The following is a 20,601-nucleotide window of genomic DNA, read 5'->3' as shown; positions in this document are numbered from 1 at the left end:
TTATTAACTATATATTGTTAAAAGGTAACAAAGGTAACAGATATATCAGTGAACAGTTAGCAGTTAGCAGTCATCAGTTAACAACTCGTATCTCGTATCTTGTCTACTCGTAACTTGTAACTACCCGTAGGGCGAAGTAACTCGTAACTGTTAAAAGGTAACACCTTTTTAGCTATTAGCTAATAGCTGTTAGCCAATAGCTTATGTATAAAACTTGACAAACTTGACACATTTCCTACTATTTTTTATCTGTTACTTTTTTCCCTCTCTGTAAGTCCCCCTTCGGGCAAGGCTGTTAAGTTCTGCATTCTTATACCCTCTGTGTCATGTTGAACGAAGTGAAACATCTCCTAAATCGAAAAAGATCCTTCGTTTCACTCAGGATGATAGCAGAGAATAACAGAATAAAACGTAGAACTTAACAGCCCTGCCTTTTGGGGATTGAAAGGGCTCGTTCATTCTTTCAAAGAACTATCAGCTAATAACATAGATAAAGTTTTCAATTTCTGATTAACATAACTTATATGCTGCAATCAAATTTATATTCGCCCGAACCTACCGATTGTGTCTTTCCGTCGGGTAAAACTACGGTAGCCCTGGTATTTACAGGAACGAGCACAGTCAGGTAAAACTTACTGTCCTTCCGTTGCCATTCCACTTTAATATCGCCATAAAGGGTTTTATGCCCTGCTTTTACCCATGTCAGATCGCCGACAGGCTGAGGTTGTACGGTAAATTCCTGAAAGCCCGGTGCTGCCGGTTCTATCCCTGCCAGACTGCGGAAAAACCATTCATCTATCTGTCCCATCATAAAGTGGTTCCATGACGCGCCTTTGCGTGGGTCCCATTGTTCGGTCAGTGTGGTCACTCCGTATTTTATCTGGAAGCCATATCCGGGAGCATCATAATGATTGTTCATAAGGTACATCAGTTCGTTTTCACCATTCAGAGCCAAAGCCTGAAACAGGTAACGATTACCTACATCACCCGTAGTCAGGCGGTTTCCTCTTTGAGCAATATCTTTTTTCAGATTGTCCATTACAGCCTGCTTATGTGCCGGCTCTACCAGATCCATAAATATGGCTACGGCATTACAAAACTGGCTGCCCGAACCATATTGTTTAGTATCCTTGTTGAAGAATCTGTTATTGAAAGCATTTCTTATCTCATTTGCCAGGGAACCGTATCTCTTTTCATCAGAGCTGTTTCCTGTTAGCTTTGCTATTTCAGTAAACAAATGAGTGACATAGAAATAATGTGCTGTCGCGGAAACCTCTACAGGGCTGTTTTTAGAGAATCCTGCGCGGTGCTCGCCATAATCGTACCAGTCGCCAAGTCCGTGGGAAACAATCTGATTTGCCGACATGGACGTCAGATAATCCACGTAACGTTTCATCACATTATAATACTTGCTAAGTATGCTTTTGTCCCCGTAAAATCGATAATACATCCACGGCATGATAACAGAAGCGCCTCCCCATTCTGGAGAATCGCGGAATACTTCCAGGCCGTCGCCGAATACTACATACTCGGGTACAATATTTGGTATCAGCCCGTTCGGTTGCTGCCCGTCTTCCATATCCTGCATCACCTTGTTGAACATTTGGGTGAGGTTCCAGTTGTAAAGCAGTCCGGGGCCGTTTAGATGGGTTTCTTCCAGCCAGCCTAGTTTTTCACGATGCGGACAGTCAGTGAACACAGCCTGCATATTACTCTTTACCGCGTTTTTTATCAGAACATGAGCCTTGTTGAATATCTCATTCGATGATTGGAAATAGCCGTTTTCTTCGACCGAATTGTAAATAAAATGGGACTTTATGTCGGTGACGGTCGGTTTATCGTTACTGTAAGACAGTATATTTGCCCCGTCTACCTGTATATATTGGTATCCATAGTAGGAGAACTCAGGATGCCAGCTTTCTTCACCATCTCCTTTCAGCGTGTAGTAATAGGTATAGGGACCACCCGATTGCTTTTGGGAAACAAGGCCTGTTTCTTCATTCAATAGTTCGCCGACTGTTAATTTTACCGTTTGTCCGGCCTTTCCTTTTACTTTGATCGACGGATAACCCGAAAGATTTTGCCCCATATCCAGTACATAGCTTGAATCTATTCTGGTCATTTTTACCGCACTATATTCTTTCATACTGCGGACATTGGTGACTTGTTGCGCTCTTAATGTGCCTTTAGGAGCTTCCTGCAAAACCACCGGTTTCCATGTCCTGTCATCGAATCCCGGTTTGTTCCACCCTTTTTGTTCCACCCGGGCATCATAGTCCTCACCGCCATATATATCGTTGAAAGTGATGGGGCTTAACGAATATTTCCATGTTTCGTCAGATAAAATTATATCTTCCGAACCGTCACTGTAATATACATGCATTTTCAGGAACAGGGTAGGAGGACCGAACGATATCCACAATTTACGGTAGCGGTTGCCTACCGCATTATAAAAACCATTGCCTAGTGTGACGCCGATAGCATTTTCACCGGAAAGCAAAAGTGAATCTACCTGATAGGTATTATAATAAACCGTTCTGTCATAATCGCTCCATACAGGGGTGAATATATCTTTGCTCACACGTTTACCATTCAGATAAAGATTGTAATGTCCAAGCCCTGATACATGAACGATGGCTCTTTCTACTTTTTTATATGAATTGAAAGTCTTCCGCAGACTGATACTTCGTAAAGCCAACGTATCTATCTTGTCATACACTTCCTTGTATTCAGGCTTTTTGAAAGAAGGCCCGTGAAGATCGCGGCGGCCGATCGGTAAGTTTGCTTTGGCTCGGCTGATAGCGCCTATCCATTGTATTTCAGATGAAGAAAATGCAGGGGCTGTTTCGAAAAATGAAGATTCACTTTCTGTCATCTTCCCGTTCTTATCCCACACTTTTACATTCCATATATAGCGGGTATTGCTTTCCGGTTTTTTGCCTTTATAGGGAACCAGTTGGCTCTGGTTCGATTTCACCCTTCCCGAATCCCATACTTTATTACTGCCGTTCATTACTGTAATCTGATATGCAGTCTGGCAGTCACCCTTTTCATCTGATGTCAGCAGCCACCCGAACCGCGGGCTATCGGTATCTATAGCCAAAGGTGCCTGCTGCATCTCTACGGTGAGGTTTGAAATGCCGATTGAAAAAATATTTAAACAAATGAGTAAGGCTACTATGTTTACAGTCAGTCTTTTCATATATATGATATTTCAATATTTCAAAATTTCAGGTCTCAAGATTTCAAAAGTACAAGCCTTCATGGAGTTATTTGTGTGCCATAAAAATCTTGAAATCTTGAGACCTGAAATCTTGAAATCCTTATTATTGCATTTTATAAGTCAGTTTCGTAAGATTATCCGCTCTGGCAACGACCTTTCCGTTTACCATTACATAAAATCCTTTTCCACGCTTATATTTTTCTCCTGTTTTGTCCCAGACAATCGTGATGGTCTTGCCATGATAAGGCACATTGTCCAGACAAAACCAATCCCATTTGCCATCAGGGAGGAGCGGATTGACTTCCAGCATCTGGTCTGCCCGCGGGCGTAACCCTACAAGTCCCGATATAATAAGGTCATTAAATGTAGAATGGTTGTAATAACGGCTGCGCTCCTGGTCCCCTTTCAACCAGTAACCTGTCACTTCATCCTGATATTCGCCGATATATGGACGGCCTCTGTGATGCTGGCTTTCTACATATAGTTCCATATGGCGGAAGTAGATGCTGTCGTTTACCACATCTTGCTTATAGTTGTTCAAAACATTGGCCATAGCTGTTAGGGTTTGGGAAGTGGCAAAAGGCCAGATGGCTCCATCCCACTCGCAGTTGCAACATCCGTGAGTACGGAAGAGAGGGTGGCGGCGCTCGGCAGTTGTCAGCCCGTAAGGAGCAAGGAATCCTTTCGGTTCGGTTACTTGCTTCCAGGCCTGGGCATATCCATTTTTCTCGTCCGGCAAATTGAAATACCATGGTATGTAACCGATTGCTTCACGTGCCTGGGCAAATTCTCCGGGGGCCCTTAATGTTTCAAAGAAAACACTATCCGTATTCCACAACTGAGTTTGAATAAGATTCTTTATTTCAGCAGCTTTTTCTTCATATTTTTTTACAGCAGCTTCATCTCCTTTCATTTTTGCTATTTCGGCCAATGCAATGGCATTGCCATACATATAAGAGTTGATGGTAGGGCGGGCATATTGTTTACGGCGGCCGCCACTGATTGTTTCTTCCATGCCATCCTGTACATCACCCTGCCAGTATAGCCCGCTGGGTAACCTGTGGTCGCCTTCCCACTGCGAATATTCATTCTCAAGGTCGGGATACATATCCAGCAAATAGTTTTTGTCGCCATCTACCAGATACTTGTTGTATAAAGCATTGGCTGTCCAGCTACTGAACTTACGGAGTTTATTCATCGGCTTTCCTTCGTTGCCTCTGAACCAGACATGGATATATTGGTTGGTATATTTCTGGTCATGGAGCCAGCGGCTTTCATATACATGATGACCTATCGCGCATGCAATCAGGTTGTACTTATCAGCGTAAGACCTGTTTACCAAAAATTCAGTTATTCCGTACCCAACAGGGGTTTCTTTGATATGTTTTCGGAACGACCACCATCTGTAATAATACATCTCTTCAAAATTCTTTTGCGGACATTCGAATAATGGAATATTAGCTTTCATCCAGTCCCACGACTGAGAATTAGGAATAGCCTGTACGATATTTTCATCTTCCATCGTATTGAAGTAATCTACATAGGATTTGAAGTTACCAGCGTCTAATATTACAGCCGTTTTAGTCGGGTTCGACGTTTTCAGATAAGAGATGTAATACGCTGCTTCCGGCTCATCTTCACCGGAGTTCGGCAGATCGGTAAACCTGTCGGCAGGTGTGTTCGGTGTAGGGTCTAACGGCAGATCTCCGGTGCGGAATACAACTCTTGTTATTGATTTGACAGGGTTGAAGAATAAGCGGGCCGGAATATTCTTGTCGTTGATTTTCATCGTCAGGCTGCGGGTTGTTGTATTCAGTGATACCTGTATATTATATACCTGATTGGCTTCATACGGAGTCAATGTATTGTATCTGGCTCCTGTTTTCAGTTTCATCAGGCCGTCATTGTCGAAGATTATACGTGTACAGGCTTCTCCTTTCGCATTCTGAAATTCTATTTGAAGATTTCCTCTATCGTTTTGCATTGGCAGTACAGCAAAAGAAGCATCTAATGTCTGTGATTCGGGGACTACTCTCTCTGCTTTTGCATAATCGAATAAATCCCGATCCTTAAGAGAAAGCCAGCGTTTACCATCATTACGCTTTTCTATTTTTACAGGTGCCCATAGCGGACTGTATATGTTCCATACATCGAGTTCTTTTCCTTCAGGCATGTTGTCGAATACCTCGTCGGCGTGGCTTGTCGCCATATTGGTAACAGGCACAGGTACTTTGGCAACCCACATATCTTCTTTATTCATGCTGTAGGTAACCCACATATTACCATCCGGAGGAGTGCCGTTGTTCTCCTGTATGCCCCTTACGTATTGAGGGCCTCTCGATTTATAATTTCCTCCGTATCGCATAGGAGTGATGTCTCCGTGTACAAGATACAGATCGGTATATTCCAATCCGTCCATACTTGTAGAAACAGCCAGTGGCCAACGGAATTCGGACGGATTATAAACTGTCGCGAATTTCTGATCCGAAGTTCTTTGCCCCCAGATTTTTGCATTACTGTTAACAAAGCCCGGAGCACGTTGTGCCGGTTCGGGCCATGTCTTCCCTCCATCATTACTGATGGTTGTAAGCGCGTGTTTCCATAATCCGACGATGCGCCCGTCATCCAGCCTGTAATAACTGAATGCCTTATATGCCTGTATTTTAGGTATAATAGGGTCGTTCCTGTCGGCCTCTTCTATCCATTGTATCATGTACAGGGGATTGGAAAGAAGTTCGTCGCATGCCTCGACAAATCCTTTATCTTTACTCTTCTTATAAAATGGAAAATCTGTATTCTTTTCATTGAATGCGTGATTGTAACGGATAAAGTGGATAGGTCCGAATGACCCGTCTTTCTTTATTTCGCGGATAACACGCCCGATACCATTTCCATCGTTGGGGTCATCCTTCATATCCAGCGCAACACCATAATAGCTGATGGTCAAAAGACGTCCGTTTTTTGCCGTGAAAAAACCTACACGCTGATGTGTGATCGCATACAGGTCTTTTGCTACGCCCGGGTAATCGGGTTTAGTATATCCATCAGGCACTTTATACTCAGGGAAAAGAGTTACAGGGGTAGTCCAGTTATAACCATCCTTCGATGTTTGTATCATTGTTCTTGTCGGGGGCACATGCTCACCTACCGGAGCGTTCAGATACTCCAGATAAAATGTACCGTTCCAATAGGCGAGCATAGGAGCATGGTTGTATGTCCAGCCCAGTCCTTCCGCTTTTTGGGGATATTCTCTGTTGGCACGGAATGTTTGTATGTTATGTGTCCCTACTGCGGGGCTTAGTTGTCCGTGATGGTAATCTACATTAGACAATGTTTTCCCTGTATAATGCACACCGTCTTGTGCTGACGCGGCCAGGGTTATTGCAACTAAGGCTAATGCGACTTTGAATCTTTTAATCATCTTAATAAATTATATTATAGGTGTTTATTTTTTATATGGATCGGGAATCAGGCTATTGATATAGTTCTCTATATTGGTATAGCCATTTTGAAAAACGAGAGACGCGTCTTTCGCGTTATGCGGGTTTAATCCCTGTGCTATTTCCCATTCATCGGGCATGCCGTCCCCGTCCGAATCTTTTAATATGGTTCCGGTTTTTAAGATCGGATATCCCCCCACTTGTTCTATATTATCTACAATTCCGTCTTTGGTATAGAGATACTTTCCGGTTTCTATTTGCTTTATGATTCTTTCTTCCTGACTATCCCTGTTTGTACAGCCGGCATTTGCTAATACAGACTTATAGGCTTCGGTAGCAGACTGGGTTGTCACGCCAGCTACCTTAAACGCTTCAGCCTGCCTGTTTTTTTCTATCGAAGTATTAGCTTCGAAATCAATCCCTCCGTCCCAATTATTGGCGGAAATATCAGGATAGCCTTCCACATAATTCCCTTCGATATGCCACAAACTACCGAATCCCATATGATCGGTCCTGTCTATACGGGCAATGCGTCGCTTTACATCGTCTTTTGTTGCCGGCCCCGGTTTATAGTAATTATTTATAATGTTTACGGATAATGGTTTCCCGTCACATGAACGGTGCCCCCAATTAGATATTACACAGTTGCGGATATCCAGCAGTACAGTATGGTGGCTGTCATTCCCTCCAATGCTGGGGTTGCGGGCAACAGCATTAGCCAGTATGTTATGATGGAAGGACGATTTATATCCACCGAGGGTGGAAGCAAATCCATGCGCTCCCTTTTCGTGTACAGACCGGTTGAGCGGCTCGCTCATAATACACCATTGGAATGTGATGTGACCACTTTTGTGCCAATTGTTTATCCCTTCGTCATTCGACCAGCTGAAAGAACTGTGGTCGACTATAATATTTTCGGATTCCCTGATTTCGATAGCATCAATTTCGGAACCGATTAATCCTGATTCGATTCCCGGGCGGACCCTGATACTTCTGATAATGATGTTATGAGTATTCTGAATCCGCAGAGGGAAATTCTTCAGGCAGATACCATCACCGGGAGCTGTTTGCCCGGCAATTGTCAGGAATGGATCTTTTATTATAAGTTCCGATTTTAATCCGATGGTTCCGGATATTTTGAATATGACAATCCGGGGATTCGGATTCATTACAGCCTCACGGAAACTGCCTTCGCCGGAGTCGTTCAGATTGGTTACAGTTAAGACGATACCGCCTCTTCCTCCTGTAGCATACATTCCCCAGCCTTCAGCTCCCGGAAATGCAGGTAGCTGCGCGTTTATAAGTAAGGAGAATATTAAAAACAATAATATGACTGGAATTCTTTTCATATTTATTTATCCAATAGGGCTTTTAATACTCTTTCCGGCGCTTTGAATATAGTGCCGTGTTTATGGCCTGTGGGTACGGATATTTTACCATTGATATCTGTAAATGTTTTAAAGTCTTTTGTGGAGACAGCGTCATATGATTTTTTCCTGTAAGCATCGAAATAAATCAGCCATTCGTCTCCGGCCTTGACAACAGAAGGCCCTTCCGTAAAGTTCTCCGTGAATTTCTCCGATTGGTTGCCGTAAGGTCCAATGGCTGTTTTTCCAAAAGCTACACGCATATTTCTTTCAGGACGTGTGTTATCTTTGAATACCAATACATAATCGGCTGAATCACGTTTTACTATTACCGCATCGATTGAACTATATCCAGGGTCATAGAGTATCTCAGCTTTTGAGAAATCCTTAAAGTCTTTTGTACGGGTATAGTACAAGCGGTGGTTGTTATCTTCGTCTTCTATTCCTTTTTCAAATTTGAATGGAATGGTGGAAGCCCAGACAATAATGAAGTCATTGTTTACGTCATCGTAAAATAGTTCGGGCGCCCATACATTTACAGTGGTCGTATCGAATGCCATAATGGGGATATGTCGCTGTTCCGACCAGTTTATCAGGTCTTTTGATGAAGCATAGCCAAATGCCGGATCGCCTTTCCAACTGCAAGTCCATACCAGATGAAATGTACCGTCTGGCCCTGTGGCAATGCTTGGGTCACGCATCAATTTCTGAACTCTGGCTTCCGGTTTGAGGAATATGCCGGGTATGCTGTCCCATTTATATCCGTTGTAACTGTATAATAATTTTAATCCGTCAGTAGCAGGTTCGCGGAAAGAAGTGAACATATATACCTCTGCTTCCTTTTGTTCTTTATTTTTGTTTGTATCACAGGATATAAATGCTATTAATGCGAACAAGAATAAGATACTTTTCTTCATAATAGGGTGATTTATTTTTTTACAAGCCAAAGCACTGTCTCTTTCTTCTGAATACTGACTGCACTTCCGCCTTTTATTTGTTGTCTGTCCTTACTTATTTCTCCTGTTTTGGCATCGATCTGATAAAGGTCATAACTGTTCTTAGTGCCGCTCAGGTCGATAGAGATGGTTTTATTATCGGAATATATGATATATCCTACTGCTGGATTTCCCAGTACATATTGTCCTTCTGTATTCATTTCGGGAATAATGCTCATAGCCGATGCGTCTTTGAGGAATCTGCCGTCGCTTATCTTAGGCAGGCAGGCCAGAGAGCCTTGAGCCATAAATACCGCCCATGCTTGTTGCGGATAAGTGCTGGAATAAAAGGTAACCGCTTTGTCCGGAAATTTTTGCCTATATTCGCTGATGGCCCGATATGCCGAGTTAAAATCGCTACCTCCCGGTTTCACCAGTCTTGCATGCTGACGGGGTGCAAGATTCAGACCGCCTTCGGGTGCATATGTAGAGCCGTCGTTACGGTAAAACCAGTAACGTATGTCTATGATGTCTACGATTTTGGAACGTACAGGGTCGGCAAGGATGGCATCCTGTACATCTTTTGTTGTACTAAGGGCAATCAGTTGCTTTTCTCCTGTTTCGGCTTCCCACCCGGCAATGACATCGAGCCAGAACTGGACGAAATGGAGAGGTCCTGTGTACTCTTCGCTTATCAACTGTATTATGCTGTTTGTCCCTCTGAAATTGTTGAGGCATTGCCGTATATATGCGCGATGAAGTTCACGTCTTACAGGATGGCTGATATCGTAAAACTGCTCAGCCAGAAAAATACGTTTATCTCCCGCATATGGCGCAGGTTCGGGAAAGCCTGTATTGTTAATATTATTGGCAGGACGCCATGGGCTGTCAACCCAGTGGGCTCCGGCTTCGATAATATTATGCTGGAAATAATTCTGATGCATGAGTATCAATCCGTCATTATCGGCGATCTGAGCAAAGCGATGCAGCCGCGACCAATACCAGTCATTATATTTTGTGATGTCATATTTGCTCAGCCCGTCATAAGCCATGCCTTGTCCGCTGCGGGCAAAAGGCTGCTCATAGAATGGCGGCCATACCTCCCCGTTTATACGGCGTACCCGCTCATGATCGTCGCGACGGCGGTCGTACCATAAACCATAATTATGGTCGATAGCGATAATATTGTTCTTTTGCATCCATGAAGCGACGGAATCAAGGTTGTCGGTCAGCCCTGTACCTGTTCGCCCGGGCACAAAGCGTGTAATATGGGGACTGGCCGATTTGGCCAGATATGCCGGTTGGACTGTTCCGTTCCACCACTGGATATTATGCTTGTATCCGGTTTGGACACTATTATTTCTCGTTAACCAGCCATTTGTAATGGCCAGAGGGTAAACCGGTAGTTTTTTTTCTGAAATATTTTCTTTGAAAGTAAATATTACGGCTTTATCATCCGCCGGAAATTTCTGTTTTGCTACTACGCTATCGATCCATTCGCTTAGTGTGACAGGAGCCTGATAAGCCTGTTTGGTAAGCTCTGTCGCTACTGCCACAGATGGAGAACTCGAAGCTTCCGAGCTTACAGGTAGAAGATTGGCCCTGTCCTGATACGACTCGCCGAGTCTTTCTTCCAACTGTTTGTAATACAGGCTACGGGGATTTATATGATTATTGCTTTCATTCCAGTATCCATCACCGGAAAATTCAGCCCAGGTGCCAAATGCCCAGTTTTGAGCAGTCGGTGGTGCAAAGCACTCAACAAGGGATGCCGAGCATTGCCAGAATACGCTGTTTGCCGCGTTCCATCCGGTTCCCTGTGCTTCATGCATCCTGTTTTTGTAACTCAGTGCGTTGCCGTTTACATTCACTATATCGAATAATACGCCGGAGGCCCAACTGTCCACAGGGCCACTGAAACTGTATGGTAATTCCGATTCGCACTGCACAAAAGCATTGGGTCCCGGAGCACAGAATCCTACAGCAAAGTCATGGTATCCCTGCTCCGAATACAATCGTTGGAAAAGACACTGCTGGCCGGAAGTAAAGAATGTATAACGACGTTGCCCTCCGATTTCGGAAACAGGGACAAACGATTTGCAATTTTCAACTGTTATTCTTTTTGCTGTTTCCTGCACGGTAACGGCAGAACCTGCAAAATGGCGGAATGTAATATTTCGTATCCATGCATCGCATATATTTTCCATCGAAATAGCTACCCATGAATGAGCTTCATCTTTCATGTTATTCTTATCATATTCGGATATGCATGATAGGTTTTCTATTCCGACATTATTTATACGTCCGTTCCATGTATAAGGTATTACAAAGCCGCCTCCGTATTTTTTGTCTAAAGCAGTGGTGAGCGGGGCATCTATCGTTATTCTATTGCCTGCGACGGAAATAATAGTCCTGTCCCAATATAAGTCCTGTTCTCCTGCTTTCCATCCGAGGGCGGTTATTCCCCCTCCGAAGTGGTTTGTTCCTAATTTGTTTATCCATTCGGTAGTAGATGGGCGATGGATAAATATTTTATCTCCTGTTTTCAGGTTATGTCCTGTTGCGATGTTTAGTGTCAATGAATTTACCGGTACATAATTGTCCGTTATTTCTATTGCAGCGTCTTTTATCAGGTCTTTTTGCCCTTCGATTTGAATGAGGGTTCTCCGGTCTTTTCCGGTGGCTATGAGGCTTGTTCCTTTATCGCCCATTCCGGCTCCGCGGAGAATTGTTCCTGAACGCGAGATATTCAGGTTTCCTGATATATGGTATGCTCCGGGTTGGAGGAGAATTACCCCTCTGATCCCGGTCTTGTCTGTTTCTTTATTTCCAATGTAATCAATGGCATTTTGTATAATCTTTGTGGCATCTCCATCCGTATGAGGAATGATTATAGTAGCCGCAGGGCAGGGGATAGGTATTTCTCCGGCCATATATCCGGCATAGGAGAAATCAGGAATCCTGTTTCCTAAGCTGTCAGGAGTGTAAGAAAGCCTGCCATCTTTCAGTTCTAAAGGAGGAACAGGTTTTTCCGCTTTCTTATTCTGAGCGGAAGTATATCCGCCCAAAATAAGAAGAAGTATTATGAAATATGATTTTTTCATGTTTTAAGATATTCGATATAGTTTAATGACTGAATATCATTTGTTTTTCTGCTCTTCAATACGTTTGTTCCAGTTTTCGCGTTCTTTTTGGATGTTATATCCTCTTTGTGATAAATAATTATTGAATCGGCCTTTATATTTACCAAACCATTCATGTTTTTTGTTGGAAGAAGAGGCGCTCATTGCATACTCTCTTGCTTCAACCAGCCATGTGTACAATTGATCTTTTTCCTCTTGCTTGAGGCTTGGAATCATATCGAGATACGAATCGTAGGTGACCTTTACAACTCCGTATGTCATACCGTCTTTAACCTTTTCGATCTGGTCATTGGTCAGATAAGTCGATAATGCCCCTATGTATGCGCAATGCTGTTTATACAACTTGGCGTCGGTTTCATTTTCTATGTTTTTGATGGTAGTCTCACGTTGTTCTTTATCTGAAATGTCGCTTTTTGCGGTTTTTATCAGTGCCTCGGAATTATCGTGGATAGCTCCCAATCCTTTGTATTGATTAGTAATAATATCCGTAACCTTGTCGTAAATTTCCTGATTTCGTATGCCCAGGGTTTTTACGATTTTATCAGCTCTTTGTTGCAGAACTTTGTTGTATTCTTCTTCCTTATTCTGAGAAAACAGAGATATGGCGATGAACAGAAATAGCAGAATAGAAAATGTCTGTTTCATAAAAGTATTTTGAGTATTGAAAAGATTGACGGTACATAAATATATCTGTAATTTATTATGTACCATCAATCCGGTGTCTTAAATTATAATAAACTTTTTCTCTTTGCGAGCGTATCGTAATTATTTTCAGGTTTGGTCCAATCTGTTTTTTTTGCAGGATCAATTCCGTTGATAAATTTTTCAATATTAGTATATCCGTCTCCGTTCATATCCTTTACGGCATCGCTTGGGTCATTCGGATTCAGGCCGTATTTCTTTTCCCACTCGTCAGGGATACCGTCGCCGTCACTGTCTTTGTATGGATTGCCTTTATATTCGGGATAACCTCCGACCTGTTTGATGTCCGTTATAATTCCTTGCTTATATGAATCTTTTGGCAGGCGGCGATGTTCAAACTGATAGAAATCATCCGGATTCAACCCTTCTGCGTAATATACTTTTCCTGTTTTTACCTGTTCCAGTACACGCTGGTCGATGATATCACGTTTAGGGAATGTCGCTCCTGCATTTTCCAGTACAAAGTTATAGGCCTCCTGTGCAGTCATGATAGGGAATGGATTTTCTATCGGGAATGGTTTGTCCCACCTCATATTTGCAGTATATCCGTCGGTATTTCCCTGCTCCTGAACCTGAATTCCCCCGGCCCAGTTATCCTTTGTTATCTCAGGATAGCCTTCCACAATGTTACCGTTTGCATATACACGGCCGAATACATAGTAACCTAATTTGCTGCGGCCCGATTCGGGTTTAAGTATGCGGTGGCCGACAGGCGAGCTTTTCGGTGTAAGAGGCCCCGGCTTGTAATAGTTGTTTATTACATTGAACAGGGCAGTGTAATCTCCACCGTCCATAGAGCGGTGTACCCAGTTATAAATAACATTGTTGACAAAGTTGAAAATTCCATTCCAGCCTACCGATGGATTCCTTCCGGCATTATTGGCCCACAGGTTACGCATAAATGTGCAGTTTTCACCTCCCAGCGTGCTGCCGAATGCGTGATTGTATGTGTCCAGAGCCTGAGCTGAAATTGTATTCTGTATTGTGACATTTACGGTTGGCAGTTTTAGTTCTTTGGAACCGTCCCCCGGGTTGAACATGTGGCGGTAGAATGAAATATTCTCATCCAGTCCCCAGCTGGTAGAACAGTGGTCGATCATAATATTTCCAACCGGATTTCCTCCGAATGCATCATCACGGCGTCCTACCCATGTTTCACCACGGCGAAAACGCATATGCCGTACGACTACATCATGAGTATTGACCCACAGGGATTCACCTGCCACGCAAATGCCGTCGCCCGGAGCTGTTTGTCCGGCAATTGTAATATACGGAGCGCGTACGATCAATGGTGACTTTAAACGGATTATACCGGCCACATTGAAGACAACGATACGGGTACCACCTTGTTCGCAGGCCTCACGAAGGGTCCCGGGACCGCTATCTTCGAGACTGGTTACCACGATCACTTTACCTCCGCGGCCTCCAAAGCTATATGCTCCACCTCCTTCGGCTCCGGGAAACGCAGGTATCTCAGCCTGAGGAAGGTCTGTCGGGCGGGCTGCCCACGGAATATAGGGTTTGCCTTCTTTTGCTTCCTTCTCTATAATAGGCAATGCTTTTTCCCAGGCAGCATTAGAAGCTTCCTCCGCTTTTTTGAGTAATTGGGATGATTGTGCGGCTACTTCCGATGTGATTTTGGGGTATTGGGCAAATACCTGAGCATTAAATGCAAGTAAGCAAAAGGCTGTGCTTGCAAAGACTAATTTTTTTTTCATGATTTTTTTGTTTTAAACTACAGCTTTTCTTTACTGAGAGAACTTAATTGTCTTAAAATATATAAGTTTATATAATCTTTTTTGTTCTTAATGAAAAGCCTTCTGTACGAAATGACAGAAGACTTTTCCGGGTATTAATTATTTTTATTCCGGAGTACAATAGATATAGGTGCCATCTTGGACTAATCCTGGTGATCCATTCGAAATATTCCAACCTGCATTCTGTGTGATCCAAGTATTAGCATTCTCAATAATGTATATATTGTAATGTATCGGATAAATGTAGTACCAGCCTCTAAACATGATACCAGCATTTGGATAGTCGGCTACATAATCCATTCCGTATTTAAGATTTATGTCACCCGATAAATTTACAGTAGAGAGATTATTTTCATAGAACGTTTTTAGTTGTTGTAGTTTGGCAGCTCTGACTGCCTCTGAATCATCTCTCTTAATTGGATTGGCTTCAATAGCGGCTTTTTCTGTGTTACCAGATAATGGATCTCCACTTTGTATTGTGGTGATATCCTTTCCCCAGATTTCGGCAACATGTTTCATCCCACTAATAGGAGTAAGACCTAATTTCGTGCATACATTAGATGCGGACGTATAGCTTGCTCTGCCATTTTTACCGTCATATATTTTCCATCCTTGTCCATGAGCGGCAGCAACACTGGCCGTACCACTGTTCTCAATATGGAATCCAGCTCCTCCTTCATATAACAACCAACGTCTGGTATCCCAAGCCCGCTTGCCTTCGTAGGCCAATTCGATGCGACGCTCATACAAAACAGCTTCTAGTGCCTGATATTTATCGCCGATAGATGGTACGGTTCCGGCTCCGACCCTGTTTCTTATCATATTTAAATAGCTTGTACATGAACCTATGTCTCCTTTTGCTGCATAGCATTCTGCAATATTCAGTAGTAATTCGCCATAACGGTATTCCAGAATATCTGCTCCTCCTAAATCCGGACGATCATTTGATGCTTTAGGGTTAGACATTTTCCATATAAGGGCTTTACTTTTTCCATATATCTGATTGGTAGTTGAGCCATCTGTATAATTATAAGCATCATTTCCTGTTCTGTAACCGTATAACCAAAGTACCTTTGCTCCGGCAGAACTTTCCCACGCACAGCCAGAGAAGATAAATGTGCGATAGAAACGCGGATCCCTGTTCACGTAAAACTCGTTCTGATTATAATTGTTCCCAGTAACAGGACGCTTTCCGTCTGCCATAGGGAATAGATCTATCATCTGTTTTGGAGCAGGAACCCCAATGCCATCACCATCCAGAAATGCCGGCCGAATTTCTTTTTCCCAAACATTTGTCAAAAGTCCACTGGTTCCTGTCAGCTCATTATTCGCAGTAGGAATTACTATAAGTGCCTCTGGATTAAAGGTTCCACCGTTGTATGCATAATACATTTCGTCCCAGCTTTTAATAGAATTTACAGATGTTCCGTAACCAGCTTTGTCTGCCTCCTCTTTGGCCGTTAAAGAAGCCTTTAATGCTTCATCCCAACGCTTGATCCCTGTGTCCCAACTGGCATTGAAAACCGGACTGGCTGCATATAAACGTACCCTGCTTATCATTGCCAAGGCAGCAACACGTGTAAATCTTCCATAATCGGCTGTCCCATTTTCCCATTTGTCAGGTAATAAACTTGCAGCACGATTGAAGTCTGAACAAATCTTTTCAACAGTCTCGTCTACAGTCAGGCGTGGAGATCGGTCGTTGACATCCGCTATTTCAGTTTCTGTGGCATAAAAAGGGACTCCACCCCATAAGCGTAATGCGTCGAAATATAACCAGGCTCGTAAAAAGATAGCCTGACCTTGCAGTCTATTCCAGTAGGTGTCATCGTTATAAGCATTACGCCCCGTAGCATCTATATCTGTTATAAATTGATTTAACTGATAGACTCTTGCATATAAAGTCGATCTCGGTTTATCCCTGTTGCTCAACCCGGCATTCCAATAATGATCGCCGCCAATGAAGTTTCCACGGGATATATCATTAATTGCTGCCTTTATGTTGATCCTTTTATCGTTAAGATCAGGAATTGCTATTTCTTCTGTCAATGCATAATTCTTTCCTCCATCACCATTACCACCAAAGGAAGCTTGGTTATTGTGCCTCATTAATGGGTCGGAACCATACATCGGACTTTTATAGGAACTCAGACATCCTTTGTAAAAGAAAGCGAATATAGCATTGGCCTGCTCCGGATTGTCAAATACAAAATTTGAAGAGAAGTTGTTACTATTATCTTTTTTTGTTAGAAATTCATCACTGCATGCAGATAATAACAGCAGGCATATCAACGTTGTGATTAATATTTTGTTTGTTTTCATAAATGCGAATGTATTTTATTTTTCATTCTTAAATCTGTCGGATTTTTAAAATGTGAGATTCAAGCTTAATGTCCATGTTCGCAAAGTAGGATAAGTTGCTCTAGTTGCGCTATCATACATATTACGGTATTTCTTTGGATAAGGATTATAAAAGTCCCACAAGTTGTTGCCAGTAAGGGCCAGTTGAACTCTGTCAATTCCTGTTGGTTTTAAAATATTTCTTGGCAGAGAGTATGCAAATGACATATTCCTGACATAGCAACGGAAGGTAGAAACTGACCAAAAATCGGAGTGTACATTCCATGCATTATTTACTGCCATGCTTGGATATTTTCCATTCGGATTATCCACAGGATCATACATGTCATTCGCAAATATTGGTTGTGCCCATATCATTCTACTTTCATCTATGATTTGGCTTTCACCGTAATCTATTGCTGCAAATCCACCCCAAGAGGTTGCCAATTGTGCAGACCAACTAAAGTCACCCCATTGAAGACTGAATCTTGTATTTATATTGTGTGTCCTGTTATTAGCAAGCTTTGCGAAATCTTCCCCGTCCGTACTTGAAATAGATCCATTCGGCCCTTCGATAATTCCGGTTTCAGCATTAGCGCTTCCGGCCATATCCTGGTAGGCAAGCATACCTTTGTATATATTTTTAGGAGCGTCTTTACCTATTCCTGTTCCGAAATATGTTGGTTCTGCGTTCGGATCGTTTTTAGAGGTTACTGCCAGATCCTTGAGATATTGCCAGTAACGCTGTACATCTTCGTCTGTACGTAGTATTCCATCTCCAGACGAAGTCCCCCTCCAGACCTTCATTCCATAAGTGTTATCGGGTGATCTGTAACCTGTGGCATTTTGATTATTATTCACTACGGCAGGATGGTTAAAGACAGGATCTGTACCTAGTACCATTTTATACCAAGATATGCCATAATCCACTCCAATACCATATTTGATCGGTCCCCATTTTGGTAGCAAACTTTGATTGATCTTATCATTCCATCTTAGTGTAAATTCCCATCCCCAGCTATCTGATTTTCCATAGTTCACAGGGGGAACACTAGCCCCTATATATATAGGATATGAGCTGGTCATCGGAAGCATAATCAAATCACTTGTCTTATCATAAAAATAATCTGTTGTTAGAGCCAGCCTATTATCGAGAATATTCAGATCGATACCATAGTTTGTTTTAACAGTTTTGTCCCATCTGATATTGCGGTTTGCTGTTCCTGAAGGACCCAGACCACTAACCAGTTCACCCCCTTGAGAACCGAAACCGGTACCGTTTTCAAAGGCGTAGTATGTAAGCCATGACCATGCATTTACATTATCTTTCCCTGTTAGCCCCAGGCTGTAGCGTAATTTGAGATAATCGAAAATATTTGCAACCTTGCTCTTTTTGAAGAAGTTTTCCTCCGAAACAACCCAACCTACAGACCCGGAAGGGAATGTTCCCCAGTAGTTTTCCGGTGCGAATTTAGTGGATGCGTCGCTTCTGATCAGGAATTGGGCCAGATAACGGTTCCCGTATTTGTAGTTGACCCTGCCTATATAAGACAATGTACCGCTTTCATATTTTTTTAAATAAGTAGCGCTTTTATCAGTAAGTAGTTCGCCTGCTGTGATAGAAGTTCCATTATAATTTTTCCATGGATTTTGGTAAGTCAGACTTTCATCAGAACCTTCACTCTCTGCACGCTCTATTACACCGACAGCCGAAACATTATGTTCGCCGAATGTACGGTCGTAATTAATCATAAAGTTCATTTGTTCTCCTCTACTGGTTGCCTTTTTATATACAATCCTGGCCGGGTTGGCACTATTACGATATTCCTTTAGGTCCCAAATAAGGGAACCTTTCGTAGAATTATCTATCAAATGCAGCCCTTCTTTGTTTGTATTCTGAGCGCGTGCGAGTGTATAATATGATTGAATTTCTTCACCGAATGTATTGTTATAGTTTAAGGCATAAGTGCCTTTTACTGAAAGCCCTTTTATAAACGGTATATCGTAAGATAACGAAAAGTTAGCACTATAGCCGTTTTCTTTATTTATTTTTTTAGACCCGGACTCCTGATTTGCAAAATAATTCCATGCACTTAGAGAATTTATATTTGCAGCATTGTTTACAGCATGTGGCCCTATATAAGGTGATATCCAATAGTTTTTTGAAATGCCTGGCTCTGTTTCCAGATTGACAGACATCGGGATGTGTTTTGGCATATGTCGTAGTATTACATAGTCACCGTCCGATCCCGCACGTCTTCCCCATGAGCTATCACTAATACCCGGATTATCGTTGCCGCTTATTTTTTCGTTTGTAAATCCTGCCACACTGGCTGAGATTTTCAATCCGCTGGCAACCTTGATTTCGGTGCCCGTTCTGAAAGTCCATTTGTTATAATCCTGTAAGCTACCAAGGTTCGTACCCTGGTCCTGATAAGAGAGTCCTGCAAAATAAGTGGCCTTTTCTGAACCCCCACTTACATTCAAAGAATGCCGGTGAGAAAATGATGAATCCCAAGCTTCACCCAGCCAGTCATAGTTCATTGACTTCATTTTATTCAGTTCGTCCTCTGAATAAGAAAATCCGGTATAATCTTTTCCTCCATTGGCAAAAGTTTGTCTGAACATTCTATTGGTGAGTATACCCACATCGTAGGCATTCATCATTTTTACGTGACTAACAGCGTCGGAGAAGTCCAGTTTTGCAGAGTAGGATATTTGTGGCGAGCCTATTGCTCCTCTTTTTGTCTTTATAAGGATAACACCATTAGAAGCTCTTGCTCCATATATAGCTGCCGAAGCGTCTTTCAGTACTGTCATACTTTCTATTTCGGAATAGTCCAACGCATAGAACGCTGCCATATCCGGATCTCCCTCATAATTTACCTGTATCACGTCGTCGATTACGATTAGAGGCTGTCCGTTACCGGTACCACCGGAGAGTATAGGAGCAGGCCTCCTTATTGTAACTTTCCCGCTTGTAGATCCCGGGCGTCCATCACTTTTAGTTATATTTAGCCCAACTACTTGTCCGGATAAAGCATCGAGGAGATTGGAACCCGGCAAGTTCTCAATATCCTCCATCTGTACAGGTGTCGCTGCTCCTGTCAGGTCTTTAACTCTTTGTGTTCCGTATCCCACAACTACAACTTCATCCAAAAGCTTCGAATCCTCTTTTAAAACAACATTGATAGTTGTTTTCCCGCTTACAGGAATTTCCTGAGGAGTGAAGCCTATATAAGAGATTTTTAAGGTCACATTTGACGGAACATTCAATGTGAATTTCCCGTCAATATCGGTCAGAGTTCCCGTTGTAGTGTTCAGTATCGTTACACTAGCCCCGATTATAGGCTCTCCGCTTTCATCGCTAACTACCCCCGATACTTTGATCTGTTGCTGGGCATATATTTGTGCTGTGAAAGCGAAACAACATAAAAGCATAAAAATCAGTTTTTTTGCATGCACCTGTTTTTTTGGATTGGCGGTTTTGCATCTAATTAAATACCTAAAAGTGTTTTTCATAAATGTTAAATGTTTAATTTATTTTAACTAAGTTGATGGTATATAGAATATTAAGAGTGTACTAACATATTCTGTCCTATGGTTTTAAGATTTCATTGTTTTTGTCATAAGTCATCATTAAACGTTTTAAATATATTTATTGTACTGTACTGTACTGTTATGATTGTGGCAA

9 protein-coding genes are annotated in these 20,601 nt (G+C 42.4%); all 9 read right to left on the bottom strand.

What is annotated here, in order from left to right:
- Positions 1 to 520: 520 nt before the first annotated feature.
- The 9 genes from ACYQ3L_RS20835 to ACYQ3L_RS20795 all read right to left on the bottom strand — a co-directional run bounded on the left by ACYQ3L_RS20835 (position 521) and on the right by ACYQ3L_RS20795 (position 20,348).
- Positions 521 to 3,202 carry a glycoside hydrolase family 78 protein gene (locus ACYQ3L_RS20835; RefSeq protein WP_379999696.1) on the bottom strand — a complete coding sequence of 894 codons (2,682 nt, stop codon included), beginning with the start codon at positions 3,200 to 3,202 and terminating at the stop codon, positions 521 to 523.
- Between the two features lie 124 nt (positions 3,203 to 3,326).
- On the bottom strand, positions 3,327 to 6,644 hold the full coding sequence (locus tag ACYQ3L_RS20830) for an MGH1-like glycoside hydrolase domain-containing protein (protein ID WP_379999698.1): 3,318 nt from the start codon (positions 6,642 to 6,644) through the stop codon (positions 3,327 to 3,329).
- Between the two features lie 24 nt (positions 6,645 to 6,668).
- Entirely contained in the window at positions 6,669 to 8,012 is a 1,344-nt protein-coding gene (locus ACYQ3L_RS20825) for a pectate lyase (RefSeq protein WP_379999700.1), read from the bottom strand.
- Positions 8,013 to 8,014: 2 nt separating this feature from the next.
- Positions 8,015 to 8,947, bottom strand: coding sequence for a glycoside hydrolase family 43 protein (locus ACYQ3L_RS20820; RefSeq protein WP_379999702.1), 933 nt, complete (start codon positions 8,945 to 8,947; stop codon positions 8,015 to 8,017).
- Between the two features lie 11 nt (positions 8,948 to 8,958).
- Complete coding sequence (locus ACYQ3L_RS20815; RefSeq protein ID WP_379999704.1) at positions 8,959 to 12,069, bottom strand: DUF6298 domain-containing protein; 3,111 nt, start codon at positions 12,067 to 12,069, stop codon at positions 8,959 to 8,961.
- A gap of 36 nt (positions 12,070 to 12,105) precedes the next feature.
- The gene (locus ACYQ3L_RS20810) at positions 12,106 to 12,753 is read right to left on the bottom strand and encodes a DUF3826 domain-containing protein (protein WP_379999707.1); all 648 of its coding nucleotides are present in this window, start codon (positions 12,751 to 12,753) and stop codon (positions 12,106 to 12,108) included.
- An 83-nt stretch (positions 12,754 to 12,836) separates the two neighbouring features.
- Positions 12,837 to 14,528, bottom strand: coding sequence for a polysaccharide lyase (locus ACYQ3L_RS20805; RefSeq protein ID WP_379999709.1), 1,692 nt, complete (start codon positions 14,526 to 14,528; stop codon positions 12,837 to 12,839).
- Between the two features lie 144 nt (positions 14,529 to 14,672).
- A complete protein-coding gene (locus tag ACYQ3L_RS20800) occupies positions 14,673 to 16,889 on the bottom strand; it encodes a RagB/SusD family nutrient uptake outer membrane protein (RefSeq protein WP_379999711.1) in 2,217 nt (738 codons plus the stop codon).
- Positions 16,890 to 16,934: 45 nt separating this feature from the next.
- Positions 16,935 to 20,348 carry a SusC/RagA family TonB-linked outer membrane protein gene (locus tag ACYQ3L_RS20795; protein WP_379999713.1) on the bottom strand — a complete coding sequence of 1,138 codons (3,414 nt, stop codon included), beginning with the start codon at positions 20,346 to 20,348 and terminating at the stop codon, positions 16,935 to 16,937.
- Positions 20,349 to 20,601 lie beyond the last annotated feature (253 nt).

Source organism: Dysgonomonas termitidis, from assembly GCF_054657735.1.
Note: the sequence above shows the minus strand (reverse complement) of the source record. Positions and strands in the feature narration are given on the sequence as shown.